Source organism: Methanobacterium veterum (genome assembly GCF_000745485.1).
Lineage (GTDB): Archaea > Methanobacteriota > Methanobacteria > Methanobacteriales > Methanobacteriaceae > Methanobacterium_D > Methanobacterium_D veterum.
The window spans coordinates 71388-88650 of record NZ_KN050693.1; the positions used below are offsets into that span (position 1 = coordinate 71388).

The following is a 17263-nucleotide window of genomic DNA, read 5'->3' on the forward strand; positions in this document are numbered from 1 at the left end:
AACTCATTATTGGATGAAAGGGAAGTTATTTCGTGTTAATTGAAGCACAAATTAATGTTATAGTGGTGAGTCTAAAAAGTTTTAATTTAATTTATTATGACATTTATATAAATTAATATGGAGTTATAATTGTATAAAACAGGTTAAATGAGTATTTAATTTGTATTTAACTAGTTTAATAAGCTTAATTGTAAATGTTGCAGATATGGAAAAGTATTTTTATAATCAGGACAATATAATGGGGCAACGATTTCAAGTTACATCTAAAGCACGGGGTGATACTCGATGAACAAAATCGTAACACTTTGCCTTCTGGCAGTAATTATTGGATCAGTTCCAGTATATGCGGCTGACTCAGGTAACGCCACAATAAAGCATCAAATCCAAAATATGAATCCAAGTGTGTACAGTGAAATTAAAAACACATTTACTCAGATTCAAAATGCAAGTCCAGACATATCTAATGATATCAATAAGTTAAAAGCTGATTTCATGCAGCAGGATAATCTGCAGATAACAGATATAGTCAAAAATAGTGATGTTCAGAATTTAATTGCAGATATTCTGCAGAACAAGAATGTTAGATCTCAGATACACAGCTTACTACAAAATAAGGGCGTTCAAGATGAAATCAATAAATTAATGCAGGATAAAGATATTCAAACTGCCGCTAATATCTTAATGCAGAATAAAGAAATTAACGGCGCTGTTAATGAAATAATTAATGGTAAATAACGGGAAATTTTCCATCATTCTGTTTTTAATTAAATTTAATTATTTTTTTACCTATTTTTGAAATATTTATTTAGGAAGTCTATAATCATTGATTTAAAAACAGCATATGCTTCAAATGGATATAACTCTTTTAAGATATAGCTAAAAATTTATGGAATGAAAAACAAAATATCATTAAACACAAAGTGTTTGGAGCCTACAAAATCATAGATTTTGAGGATAAAAGCACAGGGAGGTTAATCCATGAAATATCAATGTATTGTTTGTGGTTATATATACGATCCAGAGAAAGGAGATGAACGTTCTAATATTCCGCCGGGTACACCCTTTGAAGATTTACCTGAAGGGTGGAAATGCCCTAAATGTCGAGCCGGAAAATTCCTGTTTAAGCCTTTAGAATAACATTTGAAATTTTTTGGTGGGTAATATGGAAATCGAATTTAATGTGGAAAATATTGAAAAATGCCGCTGTCTTGAGTGTAAAGTACAAAAAAGCCAGTGTGTACATGATAAAGCGATACTTCTTCAAGAGGGGGCGCTGGGTTCTTCGCTGATTGAACCTAAAGAGTTTCCTGCGCTGCATTGTGCCTCAGGAATAGAACATTGCCCTGATCTGGACCGGAAAGAAGAATGTTTATGTAGAAACTGCCCTATTTATGCAGAAAACGATCTGGAAACAGGAACTCCTACGCTTTACTTTTGCCTGGACGGATCATCAACTTCCTGCTGTTTGGGTGGGGAAAATTTTGATGAAGAAAGGGTTGCAGAGACTCTGAGGCACTATTACCGACGTACTGATTGATTTTATAAATAAAAACATTTTTTAACTTTTTAAATAATAAAAATAAAGACTTAATTTACTCAGTCTAATTTTATATGAATTTTATAGTGAAGTACTAAATATTTTAAACTATTAAATTTTTGAAATTGTTTTTACGTGCTTTAAATCTTATTAAACAGTTAATCAAGTTACCTAAGATTTTAAATGTTTAACAAGTAATGTTCTTCACTATAAATTAGAATACTGGAATTAAGCCAGGGTTATTTCCAGTGATGCTTTTACCACCTGCAGCAGTTACTGTAAATGTGTTTTCAATCCCTACCATTCCAATATCTTTAATTCCATTTTTGGGTTCTACTGCAAAGGCCATTCCTTCCTGAATGGGGCTATCAAATCTTTCTGCTATTACTGGCAGTTCATCGATTAGTAAACCTATCCCGTGGCCTAAAAACTTGACCTTACGGTCACCAAATCCCATGAAATTCTGTAGAAAATCCTCATCTAAACTGTTCATTATGTGTTTATAAATTTGTGATGGAATTGCTCCAGGTTTTAGCATTGCTGCTATTTCATTTTGTATATCCACACATTTGTTGTGGATATCTATGGCGTACTGGGGAAGAGAACTGCCGAACATGTATGTCATGGTTTTATCTGTATTATAACCTTCTACTCCGGATCCAATATCGATATATACCAGGTCTCCCTTTTTCAGCTTCCGCTCACGGCTTCCAAGAAGAGGCACTGCTGGACCCATCCCGTAATTTCCACTGGCCCCGTCAAAATAGGATGGATAAATTGAACTTTCACCAAAACCAATATGGCCAAGTACCATTTCAGTATCAAACATGCCAAAACGAGTTATTCCTTGATATCCTTCATCTACCATAACTTTAAACAGCTCTGCTGCAAGGTCTGCTTCGCTCATTCCCTCAACCAGCATTCCAGGTACTGTATCCTCCAGCACGCACTGGTGGATTTCACCTGCTTTTCTCATTAAACCCAGTTCATATTCACTTTTAACAGCTCTTACAGCAGCGATACTGGTATCTGCAGGTTTAACATCCTTAAAAGGAAAATGCTTTTGAAATCGACTATATAATGCCAATGGAACTGTTTCAGTTTCAATATAAACTGTGTCTGGAAGTTTATCTACACTTTTTGCAGCATCTCTAAAACTTTTCATGGATTTTATCTGTGGAAATAGTGATTCATAAGTTGCTCTTTCAAAGCTACGCCGTACCCAGAATGTGGCTTCACCATCTCTTGGAATAAGCAGCATTCCATCCTGCATAGTTCCTGTAAAATAATATTGATTTATTTTACTGAAAATTGCGGTTATTTCCCATTCTGGATTGGATATATCCATCTGTGCTTTAAAACGTGTCATGCGGTCTTCCAGTTCAGTTGAAGGTACTTTATTCATGTTCTGCTCCTTTATTGTTCTATTTATGCCTATTAAGTGATACTCTTTAATAAGATTATATCAAATGTATAGCTTTAATCCATAATAATATATTGGAAAAGTTCTAATAGATACAGTTTAAAATTATCAAGTAATTCAATATTCATAAAAAGGGGTTTTAAATGGAGTCTCAGGAAAGAAATATAACTGAAGAAGATGTTAGGGGTGTAGTGGATTTATTTACCAAAGTTCCGGCTGTAATATTAAAAATGGCTGTTTTTAGGAACATGAATGTGGTGAAAAAGTTTAGATCTCAAATAGAAAATTATAAAGATCAGCTAAGTGATGAAGAAATTGAGAAGATAAAAAAAGTCATTGAAATGCCGGTTCCAGAGCTTCAAGAATTACTAGCTAGAGCTCACGCTGAAAAAGGACATGAACAGTTAAAAATACTTGCAGATCCAAAGGCAGAACAGTTTATCAGGGATAACTTGAGCGAGCTTGAGGTACTGTTATTTAGCTAACGAAAACAGCAAACAGCTTAAAGTTTGGATATGATGGCTAATAGCAATAAATGCAGTTATATATTCTTGCTTTAATAAGCTGAACTTTAGATATTATTTTTAGTTATATTAGATGATGGTCCTGTAATAAAGAATAGTTATAGTACTATCAATAAATTAGTTAAATCAAAGCTTTTTAAACCATTAATTCACTAAAATAAGAAATTAATATTTATAAACGAACATTTTGGGTTTAGAATATGATGCAACGAATCTGTAATCGAAGTTAAACATTTCATAGGGTAAATCGACCCATTTTCCATCAATTTTAATTTGCACACTTCTGTGATTATTGGCAAGGGATGTTTCATACTGAATGATTCTGCAGTCAACTCCTGTTTTTTTAATGTGATTGTATAACCAGTCCGACATTGCCCAGCAGTCTCCGCCTTGCATGGGAAGCTTGTATGAACTGCTAATTCCGTGAACATATTTGAATTTTGATGCTTCATCCAGAATACCTGAAATTTTCTTGACTTCTTTACTCTCTTCAAATAGATTAAAAGAGGGACTTACATGTTTTTTGAAATTTGTTTTCAAATTGTGTGTATATTCATTTAATGTATTCTGAATTGTAGAAACATCTTTCTCACAATTAGCTGCCATTGATGGATTTATAACACTAATTAGAATCAATGCTACTGTAAATATTGATAAAATAAATGAAATTATCTTTCTTTTTGAATTAAATGGATTGAATAACTGTATCTTCAAATGGTTTCATCAGGTAGCGTACGGTTTCAAAGCTAAGAATTATAAAAAAAATGTTTCAATTTCATTTGTAGTTATTTGGTATGTCACTATTGGGCACTGCTCCTATTTAAGCATATTTAAGTGTAAAATCAGTATGTTTATTTTGATAAGTATTATAATTAAAGAAGCTACAATTAGTTTGCTTGAATGTTTATAAATGGTAGGTTCTTATTAGTTTTATTTGACTCGTTTTTAAACTGGAAGTTTAGATGCTGTGTTTATTAACCTTTTTTGAGTTATATTTCTGTTTATCGGTTGTAACTCTGTAAAAACATATTTTATTTGAATCTTTAATTACAATTACTTGCAAAATATGCTAAAAAAATGAAAACTAGGGGGAAGAATGGCATTATTTAAATGAATTCTGGATTTATCTCATTTATTTAAGTTAAAAACCTTTTCTGAGTTTATGATACCTTTATTTTCTAAATCCTGCATTAAAAAGGCTATTAGAATATATTCCTGTCCGGTGTAATCTGCCAGGTCTTTAATGGAAACATTCTGGTTTCTACTTAGATACTCAAGTGTGTTCATTATTAATTCACTTTTTAAATCTTCATTTTTCCATTCTACTTTCAAATTATTCGCCTCTTGTATTTAAATTAATTATCAAATTTTTTTTGGTTATTCTATATTTTAACTCACTATTTCAGTTATATTTTCTAAAAAAGCTTAAAAATAATTTTTCCCGAATTATATCCAAATCTATTCCATTTCATTACCATTTTTCTATCATAAAATTCAGGGATTGGTTTGTGTTATTAAAAAAATGGACGGATCTTCAATCCGTTATATTTAAATAACGGGAAAATTACCATAAATATAAATAAGTATGGGGGCAGGCATTTATATTGAACAAGTCGAATTATGGATGGTCAATTTTAATTTTTGTTTCTTTAGCATTATTTATCATAGGTTTAGATGCTACATTTATGAACGTGGCAATGACATATCTTGTAAAAGATTTGAATACAACTCTTGCTAATATACAGTCCATAATAGCCATTTATGCTCTTGTAATGGGATGCTTTGTGCTATTTGGAGGTAAATTGCAGGATGTCATCGGTAGAAAGAAGACTTTTGTAGCTGGAGCTATTATCTATGGCATTGGGGCATTAATTGCAGCCTTAAGTACAAATGCACTCATGCTGCTGGTGGGCTGGTCTATAATAGAAGGTTTTGGTGCGGCTTTAATGCTGCCTGCAACATCATCCATAATCACAGCTCATTACACTGGGTCTAAACGAGCATTTGCAATGGGATTTTCATCTACATTATATATAGCGGCGACAGCAATAGGGCCCTTATTGGGAGGTTACCTTACAACATTCTATTCGTGGAGGTGGGGCTTCGCTTTAGAGACTATATTTGTGGTGGCCATACTTGTATTATCATATGACATTGCTGAATCTGAAATAACATTGAAATGGTCTGATTTAAATCTCAGGGGTGCCTTTCTTGCATCATCTGGAATTTTATTGTTTATAGTTGGTGTACTTCAGTTAAACAACCCTGCTACATGGGTTAATAACTATGGGACCATTATAAATCTGCTTGGTTTTGCATTTGCCATGTCAATGATCATGATTGGTGTTATATTTTTAGTTATCTTCTTTTATTACCAAAGAAGACTAATTAAACAGGGTAAAAAACCATTTATGGATGTGCGTATCTTAAAAAACCGCTCATTTACCTTTGGTAACTTATCCCGATTGATCATGGCTTTAATTTTAGCAGGATTATTTTATATTATACCAATATATGTGCAGACGAGGTGGGGAGTCAATGCTTTAGTAACTGGTTTAATTCTGTTACCGGCCTCTATTGGAAGCGCAATATTTGCAGTAAGTGTGGGTAAACTTACAAAGCGCATTAAAGCTCATTATTTGGTATTTATAGGCTTTGCAGTGTCTATAATTGCCATTTTGATGCTATATCATTCATTCATGTATCCTGCAAGTTTGGATATGATGGACCTTATCCCGGGCTTATTTATACTGGGAATGGGTTTAGGGCTAGCTACTCCTAACATTACCAATATTATTCTTTCCAGTGTAGATGATAAACAGCTTGGAGAGGCTTCAGGAATACATAACACTTTCATAAATGTTGGATCTTCAATTGGGACCGTTGCCATTGGATTAATTTTCTTTATGGCATTGTACTTTAACGTTGCAGCGACACTTCCTGTTGAATATTCTGTATATCAAAATCAGCAGGCTTTAAATCATGATATTTATTCATGGGTGGGAAAAACTTTAAGTCCAGATATGTCGACTATTATGGATGACCCTAAACTTTTTGCCCTTACATTTAATTCGGACAGTCGTGGAATGCAGGCTGCCATTTTAGCTTCTGCTATCCTCCTGTTTATTGGACTTATCCTCTCTTTATTTATTAAACCGCCTCCGGACATTACAGAAAAAGAAAGGATTGAAAAGTAGCTATATGATCTTAAATCACTTTTTTGAAATTTAAAAAAGATGGAAAAGTAAATAAATTGGCACAATTTTTTTTATTTATGTCCAATTAATTTACTCAATAGGTTCTGTTGCTTCCTGGTATATTCGGTTTATTATGGCACTTAAATCTCCTGAATAGATGTATTCATAGCCATTACTTGCTAAATACTGATCTGGATTTGCTAGCCCTGTAAAGCTTGGAGGGTCGAAATCATCGTCTTTTGACCTGGGCAGCCATGCTAAATTAGTTATGTCTGTAGAGTATGGGGCCAACCAGACACTGAATACTTTTTTAGCTCCAACTAATTTTTTATAATAGTCCTGTCCCATTTCGTATATGGTACCTGCACATGCTCCGCCGTATATATCTACTATTAGTGCATTTGCAGGGACTGTGCTGTTTTGAAGCACGCTGTAATGGCTGTTTGGGCCTAATCCCCAGTTTACTGCAGTTAATCCTAATGCCTCTAAAGCATTGACGATTGTATTTGTCCGGTTAGTATCAGCTACTGTGTTTATGATATTATCACTGGTTATATACACGGGTCTTGCTTCTATAACTGGAGTAAGGGCTGTCCATGCCTTTACTGAAACATAATTTGGCAGTCCGTTGGTGATACTGTAGAAATCCAGTATCTTCGAGTACATGTAAACAAGTGATTCATACTGAATATTTCCAAGGGAACTTGATGCATAGTTTGGTGCAGCATTGTTTGCATCTATAAATGATTTAATTCTCTGTGTGATGTTTAGATATTCTGTTTTTGTTATTGACCCTGTTACAAGGTCACCTGTTGGATTACCTGGCGAACTTATGTTTTTAAATGTTAAAGGCGTTTTATTTCCACTATTTAGCTGTAAGACGTTTGTAACCATCAAGTTCAATAGGTCTTCAATCGAAACTTGGGTTGTACCAATTGTCACATAAGCTGGAAGTTTGCTGTTAGTCTCGATATATGCTCTGAGACCTGCTGCAGCATTTTGAATCTGCTCTGAAGTGAATGTAATTGAAGTCGAATTTTTGAAGAAAGCTTCTGTTATCTTACCGTATCTGAATAATGCATATCCAGATGCGCCATTTTTTACAGCTGAGTCTATATCGTTTTGTAATTCATTTAAAGGTATTGCAGTTTGGTTGTTTGCTGAACGATAAGCTTGAAGGCCAGCTACAACTGGAGTTCCATTGGACTGGCTGACTATATATGCTATAGAACTGCCTATCCAGTTGGTACCATTTTTACCACTGCTGCTGGTGCCTTTTGAACTGTTGTATCCGAAATTACCCTTATAAACCAGCGGAACCATGAAATCAAGATATTTTGCAAGTTGAGTGTAATTCTGTCCATAGTAATATGCATTCATTTTCCCTTCAGGCATTAAATCTGCTGAAACTGCTACTGATGAATTAATTGATTTTACTGAATTGTAGATACTCTTAACGAAAGAGGTAATGATCTGCGAGCTGTTTGTGTATTTGTAAGCTGTTCCAGGATAACGTAAGTAATCAAGGTTAACACCATCTATTCCACAGTTTTTAACCATGTTAGTGGTGGCATTTAGGACCTTGGTATTATAGGTGGTATTTAAGCCTGTTTTCTTTTGGGTGGTTGTGACATTTTTATACGTTGTTTTGGTTTTCCAGACGTATTTCCATTTGTAGTACCAGTGCCCCCTGTATTTGTACCATGATTTGTACCAGTATTTATAAGGAGTCTTTACTGGAACTTTTTTGGTCACTTTTACAGTGTATGTGTAGGTTGTCCCTGCAGGGTTGATCCATTTGCTGTTTGCATCTAAAAAGCATGTTACCCATGCATTTATCCGTATTCCACTGTTTTTGAACATGGATACAACATTTTTCAGGGTATTCTGGTAAGTGCTGGAATAAATATTACACTTAACGAATATATCTGTAATTCCGGTGTTTTTAATTTTAGTTACATTTAAATTAGCTGCATCTTCGGCGTTTAGCCAAATTGCGCTAATATTTTTATATTTATCTCCTGTGGTGTCGGTAGAATTTTTGACGCTTGTTACACTAAAGCTTTTAAGAGTTAATCCACTGTTTTGATTGGAATTTGTTGAATTTGGAGTCGTTGACTGGTTCGTCACTGTAGTGTTATTAACAGGTTCTGTTACATTTTTTTGTGTAGATCCTGTTGTATTTTGAATCGTCGCGTTAGATTGTGCATCTGTTGTGTTGTTAAGAACAAGGTTTGTGTCATCGTAGTTAGGTGGTATCTGTGAATTTTCTGTGGCGGCATATATGGTATTTACATTAAAGAGTGCTCCACATGTAATAAGGAGCACTAAAAGCAACGAAAGTCGCTTCATTATACTGCCTCCCATTTTTTCAGATGTCATATTAACACCAGTTTGGAGTTATTGACACGTGATTATGGTATTTTTGAGCATATATTTTTTGTGATTTAATTTTTTCATGCAAACATAATTATCATGCGTTTTTTTGAATTTAAAGAGGTATAAAGGCGAATTAAAACTTTGAATTAGTGAAATATTAATCTTTTTTGTACTACAATTCTTATAAAATTTTATTAAATTATTTAAGATGAAAACTTATTTTTTCAGGGCATCTTTATATGGGATATGCAGTACGGGTTTAATCAATCATTTTTATTAACTGTAATTTGCTCCAAATTCGTGCTGGACATTAATTTATTTCATTTATATCTTTGAAAGTAATAATTTTCAAATCAAGACGTTTAAATTGATTTTTTGCGTAGCCTTTCAGATTCACTGCTCAGGGGGTAGTTTTTATTATTAATTTGCATGTTGTGGTAGTTATGCTATTATGTTGGTAGTTGGGAATACTGGTCTTTTAAATGCGTTTTTAAGTTTATACCTGACAGAAAATCTTTTATATTAGAATCATTCCTAATATTACATAATGTTATTATGAGTCACTATTACAAATTCCATATTAAGTTTGGAATACTAATTTACATCGATATGGTGGAGGAGTCACATATTAAGATACGCGCAAGTATATGAAATCCTTAATCTTAAGATAGTTTTAGTTTGATTAAGAACTCCAGCATCCAGTTAATATGTATATAATGCTCTAAGTTGGGCATATGCTCTAGATTCAGTTGTGAAGTTTAAGCTTATTGGAAAATAAGGAATATAGATGGAGGACTGGTAAATATGGAGAGTAAAGAGGGTATAAAAAATAAAGGAAATTTGGGGCCTAACATGGAATCTAATATTGTTAAATTAATAGATTCTAAGTTAAATGAAGTAAGAGCTTTAAAAGAATTGTTGGAAAAATCAGACAAACTACAGGAATTATATGGTCCTGCACTTAAATTAGAGGGCGGGGTTAGTTTAATGGGTAACCACAGGTTTAAAACAGCTAGGCTGTTTAACCCTAAATGTCCTGAAGTAATGGAATTGGAAAAGCTGGAAAAGCTGCTTGTAAACTTTAAAACTGATTATGAAGAACTTTCAGGCAGTATATCAAAATCCCTTGTAGAATACAACAATCGAAATAAAAAAGCATTTGAGGTATTTAAAGTTAAAAATGAGCAGTTAATTAATAAGATAGATTTGCTTACTTTAGAATAATTTTTTTCCAGTAGATCTACTTAGAATTTTTTTAGTAGATCTACAGGTGTCATATTATGTGATGTCTATGGGAACTTCATTTTCCCTACATATCTGTATTATATAGTTTGAAGATAAAAATAACCCATATCTTGATTTTATTTGTTGTAAAAAACTTCCTTTTGACTGTATTCCATATATTAAAATACCTATTACTTCATTTTTACTATTTAAAACAGGACCTCCACTATAACCAGGGAATGTAGATGCATTTGTTTTGTAGTAAAGTATATCGTGTGAATTACGTACTTCTGATATGAGGCTGCCTGTGGTTGTGGAAGGGTTTACTGATAACTGGGATTGTGTCACATTGCTGTCTGCGGGATAACCATATATACGGATGTTTTCTCCATTCTTTGGGTCATGGGAACTGATTTTTAATGCTGGTAAATTTCTGCCTGCGGGGTTAACTTTCAGGAGGGCAACATCATTATCGCTGCCTGAATTTCCAACATCAACCAGCTGTGCATTTAGCGGTTTAATTCCCGTAGCAGATGAAAATTTAACTTTAATGACCTGCTTATAGTATTTTACACTAATTAAATTGTTTTGAATCAACAGATCGGTAGTTGTACGTGTATTGGCACTTAAGTTACTTTGACTGACCATATCATTTCCAGATAATTCCGCGCCTAACTGTGGATTATAGTTTGATAAATAGGTAGATACTGCTGCCTGCTCCACATACGTCTTGATGTCATCATCACTCATTGTTTTAAGCACATTAATGGTATTGGACTCAGGATCACCTATAACATGAAATGCAGTTATGATATATCCATTTTTACTTACAATAACTCCAGAACCAGTTTCTAATGGATAAAAACTAATATTAAACCATACTGTTTTGTGAAGTGATGGATCAGTTATAGTTACTATGCCTGAAACTCCATTTTCAACATAAACTGTTGAACTAGCCGATTTAGAAGAAAAATAATTTAAAGGAGTATTATCTATAAAAAAAGCTTCATAAGTCACAAATACTGCCAGCAGGATAAGTACTGATGTTAATGTATTTTTCAACAGCTTCACTTAATGGTCCACCATCACATTAAAAATTATTAAATTATTTAATTTAAGTAATAACTATGCTCTAACTTTTATTTATATTTTTACCAATTTCAAACGGGATCACTATCTAAATTGCTGGTTGTGCTTGTAAACTTTGAACGTTAATTAAATAACAGTAAATCAATTTTTAAAAATCTCTAAATTTATATCCAATTAAAAACAAAATAGTAATACATGGATATAATATCTACATTAGTTAATGCAATAATGGGCTTTGTAAATGCAGTTATTAATGCAATACTCATTATAGGAGTTGCATTGATATGGGGCATTATTATTGCAATTGTAATTGGTGTAATAATATTTTTAATTTTAAAGGCCAAAGAACGTGCAAAAAGAGAAAGATAGGCATTATAATGCTTTTATTCTAAGTAAGTAATATTTTGATTAATTAGTAAAATGAGAATAAAAATTAATTTAAAATAATAATTATTTGGTCATCTTTTTTCAAATTCTAGTATTAGTTTAATCTCTTGAGGTTCTATATCTATATCTGCAGTGGGATATGGGCCTTCGTTTGATTCCATATCAATTAATGTGAATTTATCATATACTTGCTTTCCATTATTTTCTATGGTTTTTATGGTGAATTTATCTCCTTTGCTGCTTTCAAAGAAATTTAGGGGCTTTTCTATATCTGCGCCCAGGACTCGTATAACAACTATAAGTTCGGTATCACTTATAAAACGGAAATCCTTGACAAACTCTTCAGGTATGACTAAATCACTTATTTTCCCTTCTATTTCTCGACTAAAAGTTACCGGTACTAATACTTCTGCCAAGCATAATCACCTCATCCATTACTTTATCTTTTTTAGAACATAAATATTTACATTCTGTTATTAAATATCTTGGACATATTTTACTCCATGTCTCATGATAAAGTGTTTTACAGAGTTTAAAAGGAATAATTAACAGAATTAATTGTCATATGCTTAAAAAGAGTAAATTAAGGTGCTCCTCCTGCACCACCCACGTTTTTTCCTGTTTTAGGGTCTATATTTATTTCCCCTACTCTTTTACCCTTCAATAAAACAGGAACAACATCTGTGCATTTCCCACCTATTTTGTATCGTTCAGGTTTACCTGCTACTGCATTATGTTCTTTTATGTACTTCTGCGCAATTAAACGTGATTTAGATGACTTGACTTTGGGAGATGTATACTTTTTTGGGATTGATGATTTAACATTAAAATTTGATTGATGTAAACCCCTGTTTGATATTTTATTTATGGAACTGATCTTGTGATTATTATTTGTTGAATTTCCTAAATTTGACTGGTTTGGCTGTCCTAATTGGGAATTAGCAGATATTACTGGATAAGCAGCCACAGTAATACTTGTAATAACTAATACGCTAACTAAAAATAGTATTTTTCCTTTAATTGCAACCACCTCTGCATAATTTCGTATCTTTTTTTATGTTTTTCATAACTAATAATAATTTCGCGTAAATACAATTTAGATATAAAATTAATGGTGTTTGGGGGAGGAACTATTATAATTCATTAGGGGATAATTAATATGATTAGTTGCATATAAATAAAAATAATAAAAATAATTCTAATAATTATGGTGTTTATGTCTATTAACTTAATTATTTATTTAACAGGCTATGAATGTATTGAAATTATATTTTTGGGGATAATTTAAGCTAATTTTTAAATATAAATTAAATAATAGCTAAAAATGATAGTATGTGGTGATACACTCTGTAGTTATAACATAGCATTACTTGTTTATAAAATTAAAAGAATTATAAAAGACTTTTTTTGACAAAAAACGTATTGTTTGAATTATTTGGGTATTATTTAGGATATGGTGCATTCATAAATGATTAATGGTATGATCTAAGCTATTAAACATTTATAAAAATTATATAGCCAATAAATATTAATAAATGACATTAAATAAATATGTGATAAAATTATGGATTTAATATGGATGATGGCAATGATTTCAATCTCAGATCTGGAAAGGATGAGGGACAAAAAGGATATAAATGGCCTTATAAAAGCATTAGATATAACCGAAGACAAACGAATTCGGGAAAAAGCAGCATATATACTGGGGGATATAGATGCAAAGGAAGCAGTTGAACCTTTAATTAATCTCCTGAACGATGAATACTGGCCTATCCGTAAAGCTGCAGTTGTATCTCTTGGCACGATTGGGGATAAAAAGTCTGTTGAACCTTTAATTGATGTTTTAAAGGATGAACACTGGCATGTTCGTGAAACGGCAGTATGGGCTCTTGGTGCAATTGGTGACAGACGGGCAGTTGAACCAATCATTAATGCATTAAATGATGGGTCTTTAAATGTTAAATGTGAAGTGGTGGATGCACTTGGAAATTTGGGTGATGATCGCGCTCTTGAACCGTTAAAAGGAATATTAAAAGAAAATGATTACATTTTAAGATCCTGTGCTGTGATGTCATTGGGTAAAATTGGTGATGCATCTGTAGAATATCTGGTCAGTTCTCTTGGGGATGAAAGTTATCTTGTAAGGGTAAATGCGGCAAATGCTCTTGGGACTATAGGAGATAAAGAAGCACTTCCCTATCTTAAAGGAGCTTTAGAAGCCTCAAATGGAGAATCTCATGAATTTGAATCTGCCTTGAAAAGGGCAATAAATAAAATTGATTCAAAATAATTTAATTTTAATTTAACCTTAAAATTACTGGATAAAAGTTTCTTATTTTAAATTTATTCGGGTCTATTATTCTTTGCATTGTTTATACTTTATTAATATGTTATAATGCTTAATTTAAGTTGAAATTCCATTTATTTAATCAAAAAATTACATAATAATTTAAATAAGAGTATTTGCACAATGCTCATAACATACGTGTTTAAATTTAATATTATAATAACTATTTTTATGTTAATCTTCCTTTAAATCATTAAACAGTTCTCTATTTGCGTTTATAATTATATTTTTATATGTTGGAAACGTAATATTAGTTTTAAAATGGTTTTTACCTTTTTTTAATAATTTGAGGATGTTTAATGATAATTAAGTTAGATGAAAATCCGGGGACAGAGGAAGTCTTTGATTTTATAAACGAAGCAATTTCTAAAAGGGCATTTATAATAATAGTGGCATGCTGCAGGATTAAGTATAGGGGCAGGGCTACAAGCAGGTTAGGATCTGGAGACAGGACAATAATTATCAAGACTGATGGTTCATTTTTAGTCCATCAGGATTATAATTTGGAGCCTGTTAACTGGCAGCCCCCTAACTGTAAATTCAAGACGAGAATGGAAAACGACAGAGTTTATATCTGCGGGGTAAGGAGAAATCCGCCAGAGTCTCTTGAAGTTGAAATATGTAAAACACATATGATATCTTATCATATTGGTAAAGACATTAAAAAGCTTGAACTGGCAGGTTACGAAGAAGACCTGCGTACCATGATAATGGAAAGCCCAGAACTTATTGAAAAAGGATTCCGGCCAACTTCAAAAGAGTATCAGGTATCTACAGGATTTATAGATATACTTGGCAAGGATAAAAACGGCAGTTTAATGATATTAGAACTTAAAAGCAGGCAGGCAGGTGTCAATGCAGTTAAACAGTTAAAAAAATATTTTGAAGACTTCACTGACCATAAAGATTTTGTTAGGGGTCTTTTGGTAGCCCCATCTGTTACTGAAGATGCTCAGGAACTTCTTGAAAAGTATCAACTTGAATTTAAGGCACTTGAACCACCTAAAGAACTTAAAAGTGCCAAAAGTGTCACTCTGGACTTTTTTAACAAGTAATCTGTGGGCAGATTTGAAAATGGATAGTAGAGGCAAAGTCCTTTATTTGGACGTGCCTCTGATTTTTGATTTATTTTTATTTAAACTTGATTTGAAATGGAACAGTACTTTAAACATGTTTTTAAATGGTTTTCTGTAGATGTGGAAGTGAATCAGGGTTACTATGACCATCAGGAGTGATAATTCTACGTGCCAGTAGTTCAGGCCTTGCCTGTAAACCAGACCAATACCTAAATTTATCATATAGATTAGCAGCACTCCTGTGACGCCGGATCCAAAGAAACCTCCCATTAACAGCAAATTCCACAACTTTTTATGTTTTTTAGGTTTTAGAATACCTTTACTGAAAAGATAATGTGTAAATAGGTACGCGCCTATAATTAAAAGACTTACGGGAATTATATGGTAGTCGCTGCCCGTATTTAATGAATCACCAGTCCCTGAGCTAGGATCATGAACTGTAGTGGTGCTTGCATTGGCTTGGTCTGAAGTTCCGTTTTGAACGTGTCCCCCATGGTATCCATCAGCACTATTTTGAGTGTCTGTATTTGTATTTGAATCTGTAGTCGGAGTATCCGTATCTGTACTTTGAGTGCTTGAAACGGCAGCGGCCTGTGAAAGATCGCAGATGCCGTCTCCAGTACTGTCAGTGTAGAGATGGCACTGTCCGGGATAAGGATCGTTTGTTAAGCCGTACGGACAGCCTCCTGCACAAACTCCTGACATGGTTGATGCTGCAATTACGGGCACAGTTGCTGCAGCTCCAACTATTTTCTGTTTTTGAGGGGAAATATTTTGGTTTAATGCATTTTTTAAGTCAGCTAACTTACTTTTAACTTTATCTTTCAAGATTTCGCCCTCCCTCCTGTAAACAGCCTTCTGGTATTTTTCCAGTAAATACTTATATGGAATACTGTAACTAGTGCCATGGTAATGCCGAATTCTACATGCCAGTAAAGAAGTCCTGAATTAATGGATGTAATTATGCCTAGTTCAAGTAAAACCATAAGTACAAATCCTGCACTCGCAGTTACTAAAAATGCACTAAATAATATAAAGTTCCATAAATTCACATGAAGTGATTTTCTTATTAAACAGGTCTTGTAGAGTGTATATGTTATTAAATAACCCCCTACAAACGGTATTGATGGTATAAGTATTTCATAAACCATGGTGATCACATTATTTTTAAATGAGCCTAATGCTTTTTAATTAAAATAGGGGGTGCGTAATAAAAATAATTTTTCCAGAATTACTCCCAAATCATTCCATAATTCGTCCCTATTCTGTTCTTTTAATATTTAAAGCAAAATAAATGGGTTTCTATATTTTTTATTATTCTGATTTTTTAAAAAGATTAAATATAAAATTCATAGAAAAATGAGTTTAAAAATGAAATATTCAGATACATAGATAGGTAATAGTTAAATCTGCCTATAACTATTTATAGATCAAATTCAATAATTTGAATAGGGTTATATAGACCAGTCATTATAATTGTGGTGGTATAGTGAAGAAAACTGATACAAGAGATCGAATAGTAGAAGCTGCAACAGTTCTTTTTCAGCTTAAAGGATATCATGCTACTGGATTAAATGAGATATTAAGGGAGAGTAATGCCCCTAAAGGCTCGTTATACTATTACTTTCCTGAGGGGAAGGAACAACTGGCCCTCGAAACTGTAAATTTAACAAAAGAATTTGTCGAAAAAACAATAAAAGAACGGCTTGCAAAAATTCAGGATCCTGCAGAATCCATTAAAAATTCCATCGAAGAAATGGCAGATCTGGTATATACTCAAAAAGATGAAAAATTAGCACTTAGAAGCACTAAAAAAGTTTCTATCAACCTTATTGCGCTGGAAACAGCTGCAACTAATGAAAATTTAAGAAAAGCGTGCGAATCTGCTTTTAATGTATGGCAGGATGCCTATACTCAGAAGTTAATAGAAGGGGGTTTCAACAGAGAAAAAGCAGAAACTCTTGGATTGGTTATTCAGTCAATGGTAGAGGGGGCAATAATAATGTCTTTAACGAAAAAAAGCGATAAGCCTTTCATTGAAATTGCAAAGCAGATTCCTATTCTGCTGGCTTAATAACAT

General features: G+C 32.9%; 19 protein-coding genes. 10 read left to right on the forward strand and 9 right to left on the reverse strand.

Going from position 1 to position 17263, the window contains the following annotated elements:
- Positions 1-285 precede the first annotated feature (285 nt).
- The 3 genes from EJ01_RS10555 (at position 286) to EJ01_RS10560 (ending at position 1537) form a co-directional block, all read left to right on the forward strand.
- Entirely contained in the window at positions 286-735 is a 450-nt protein-coding gene (locus EJ01_RS10555; RefSeq protein ID WP_048083009.1) for a hypothetical protein, read from the forward strand.
- A 243-nt stretch (positions 736-978) separates the two neighbouring features.
- Complete coding sequence (locus tag EJ01_RS16995) at positions 979-1137, forward strand: rubredoxin (protein WP_084689203.1); 159 nt, start codon at positions 979-981, stop codon at positions 1135-1137.
- A gap of 25 nt (positions 1138-1162) precedes the next feature.
- Positions 1163-1537 carry a DUF2769 domain-containing protein gene (locus tag EJ01_RS10560; RefSeq protein ID WP_052376076.1) on the forward strand — a complete coding sequence of 125 codons (375 nt, stop codon included), beginning with the start codon at positions 1163-1165 and terminating at the stop codon, positions 1535-1537.
- A gap of 214 nt (positions 1538-1751) precedes the next feature.
- Here the strand turns inward: EJ01_RS10560 and EJ01_RS10565 are convergent, their stop codons facing one another.
- Positions 1752-2942 (reverse strand): M24 family metallopeptidase, encoded by a 1191-nt coding sequence (locus tag EJ01_RS10565; protein WP_048083008.1) that lies wholly within the window; start codon positions 2940-2942, stop codon positions 1752-1754.
- Between the two features lie 161 nt (positions 2943-3103).
- On the opposite strand from EJ01_RS10565, the gene EJ01_RS10570 reads away from it, so the two are divergent.
- Positions 3104-3445, forward strand: a complete 342-nt coding sequence (locus EJ01_RS10570; RefSeq protein ID WP_048083007.1) for a hypothetical protein — start codon at positions 3104-3106, stop codon at positions 3443-3445.
- 204 nt (positions 3446-3649) lie between these two features.
- Here EJ01_RS10570 and EJ01_RS16590 read toward each other — a convergent pair whose 3' ends face one another.
- Together EJ01_RS16590 and EJ01_RS10580 are read right to left on the reverse strand one after the other, a co-directional pair.
- Positions 3650-4198: a hypothetical protein gene (locus EJ01_RS16590; RefSeq protein WP_052376078.1), complete on the reverse strand. Its 549-nt coding sequence runs from the start codon at positions 4196-4198 to the stop codon at positions 3650-3652.
- 414 nt (positions 4199-4612) lie between these two features.
- A complete protein-coding gene (locus EJ01_RS10580; protein ID WP_048083006.1) occupies positions 4613-4816 on the reverse strand; it encodes a hypothetical protein in 204 nt (67 codons plus the stop codon).
- A gap of 272 nt (positions 4817-5088) precedes the next feature.
- Here EJ01_RS10580 and EJ01_RS10585 point away from each other — a divergent pair, with 272 nt between their 5' ends.
- Entirely contained in the window at positions 5089-6681 is a 1593-nt protein-coding gene (locus EJ01_RS10585) for an MFS transporter (RefSeq protein WP_048083005.1), read from the forward strand.
- 90 nt (positions 6682-6771) lie between these two features.
- Here the strand turns inward: EJ01_RS10585 and EJ01_RS10590 are convergent, their stop codons facing one another.
- Positions 6772-9063 carry a pseudomurein-binding repeat-containing protein gene (locus EJ01_RS10590; protein WP_048083004.1) on the reverse strand — a complete coding sequence of 764 codons (2292 nt, stop codon included), beginning with the start codon at positions 9061-9063 and terminating at the stop codon, positions 6772-6774.
- 801 nt (positions 9064-9864) lie between these two features.
- Between EJ01_RS10590 and EJ01_RS10595 the strand changes: the two genes are divergently transcribed.
- Complete coding sequence (locus tag EJ01_RS10595; RefSeq protein ID WP_048083003.1) at positions 9865-10284, forward strand: hypothetical protein; 420 nt, start codon at positions 9865-9867, stop codon at positions 10282-10284.
- 54 nt (positions 10285-10338) lie between these two features.
- On the opposite strand, the gene EJ01_RS10600 is transcribed toward EJ01_RS10595, so the two are convergent.
- On the reverse strand, positions 10339-11355 hold the full coding sequence (locus EJ01_RS10600; protein WP_048083002.1) for a S1 family peptidase: 1017 nt from the start codon (positions 11353-11355) through the stop codon (positions 10339-10341).
- Positions 11356-11568: 213 nt separating this feature from the next.
- Between EJ01_RS10600 and EJ01_RS17310 the strand changes: the two genes are divergently transcribed.
- Positions 11569-11742 carry a hypothetical protein gene (locus tag EJ01_RS17310; RefSeq protein WP_157197667.1) on the forward strand — a complete coding sequence of 58 codons (174 nt, stop codon included), beginning with the start codon at positions 11569-11571 and terminating at the stop codon, positions 11740-11742.
- A gap of 89 nt (positions 11743-11831) precedes the next feature.
- Here EJ01_RS17310 and EJ01_RS10605 read toward each other — a convergent pair whose 3' ends face one another.
- Complete coding sequence (locus tag EJ01_RS10605) at positions 11832-12176, reverse strand: hypothetical protein (protein WP_048083001.1); 345 nt, start codon at positions 12174-12176, stop codon at positions 11832-11834.
- Between the two features lie 167 nt (positions 12177-12343).
- Positions 12344-12790, reverse strand: a complete 447-nt coding sequence (locus EJ01_RS16595) for a hypothetical protein (RefSeq protein ID WP_052376082.1) — start codon at positions 12788-12790, stop codon at positions 12344-12346.
- Positions 12791-13324: 534 nt separating this feature from the next.
- Between EJ01_RS16595 and EJ01_RS10615 the strand changes: the two genes are divergently transcribed.
- The gene (locus EJ01_RS10615) at positions 13325-14050 is read left to right on the forward strand and encodes a HEAT repeat domain-containing protein (RefSeq protein ID WP_052376084.1); all 726 of its coding nucleotides are present in this window, start codon (positions 13325-13327) and stop codon (positions 14048-14050) included.
- Between the two features lie 356 nt (positions 14051-14406).
- On the forward strand, positions 14407-15162 hold the full coding sequence (gene nucS, locus EJ01_RS10620) for an endonuclease NucS (protein ID WP_048083000.1): 756 nt from the start codon (positions 14407-14409) through the stop codon (positions 15160-15162).
- Between the two features lie 42 nt (positions 15163-15204).
- Here nucS and EJ01_RS10625 read toward each other — a convergent pair whose 3' ends face one another.
- Positions 15205-16011 (reverse strand): hypothetical protein, encoded by an 807-nt coding sequence (locus tag EJ01_RS10625; protein ID WP_052376086.1) that lies wholly within the window; start codon positions 16009-16011, stop codon positions 15205-15207.
- Entirely contained in the window at positions 16008-16334 is a 327-nt protein-coding gene (locus EJ01_RS10630) for a hypothetical protein (RefSeq protein ID WP_048082999.1), read from the reverse strand. The genes EJ01_RS10625 and EJ01_RS10630 overlap by 4 nt, the downstream gene beginning before the upstream one ends.
- Positions 16335-16672: 338 nt before the next feature.
- Between EJ01_RS10630 and EJ01_RS10635 the strand changes: the two genes are divergently transcribed.
- Positions 16673-17257, forward strand: a complete 585-nt coding sequence (locus EJ01_RS10635) for a TetR/AcrR family transcriptional regulator (protein ID WP_048082998.1) — start codon at positions 16673-16675, stop codon at positions 17255-17257.
- Positions 17258-17263 lie beyond the last annotated feature (6 nt).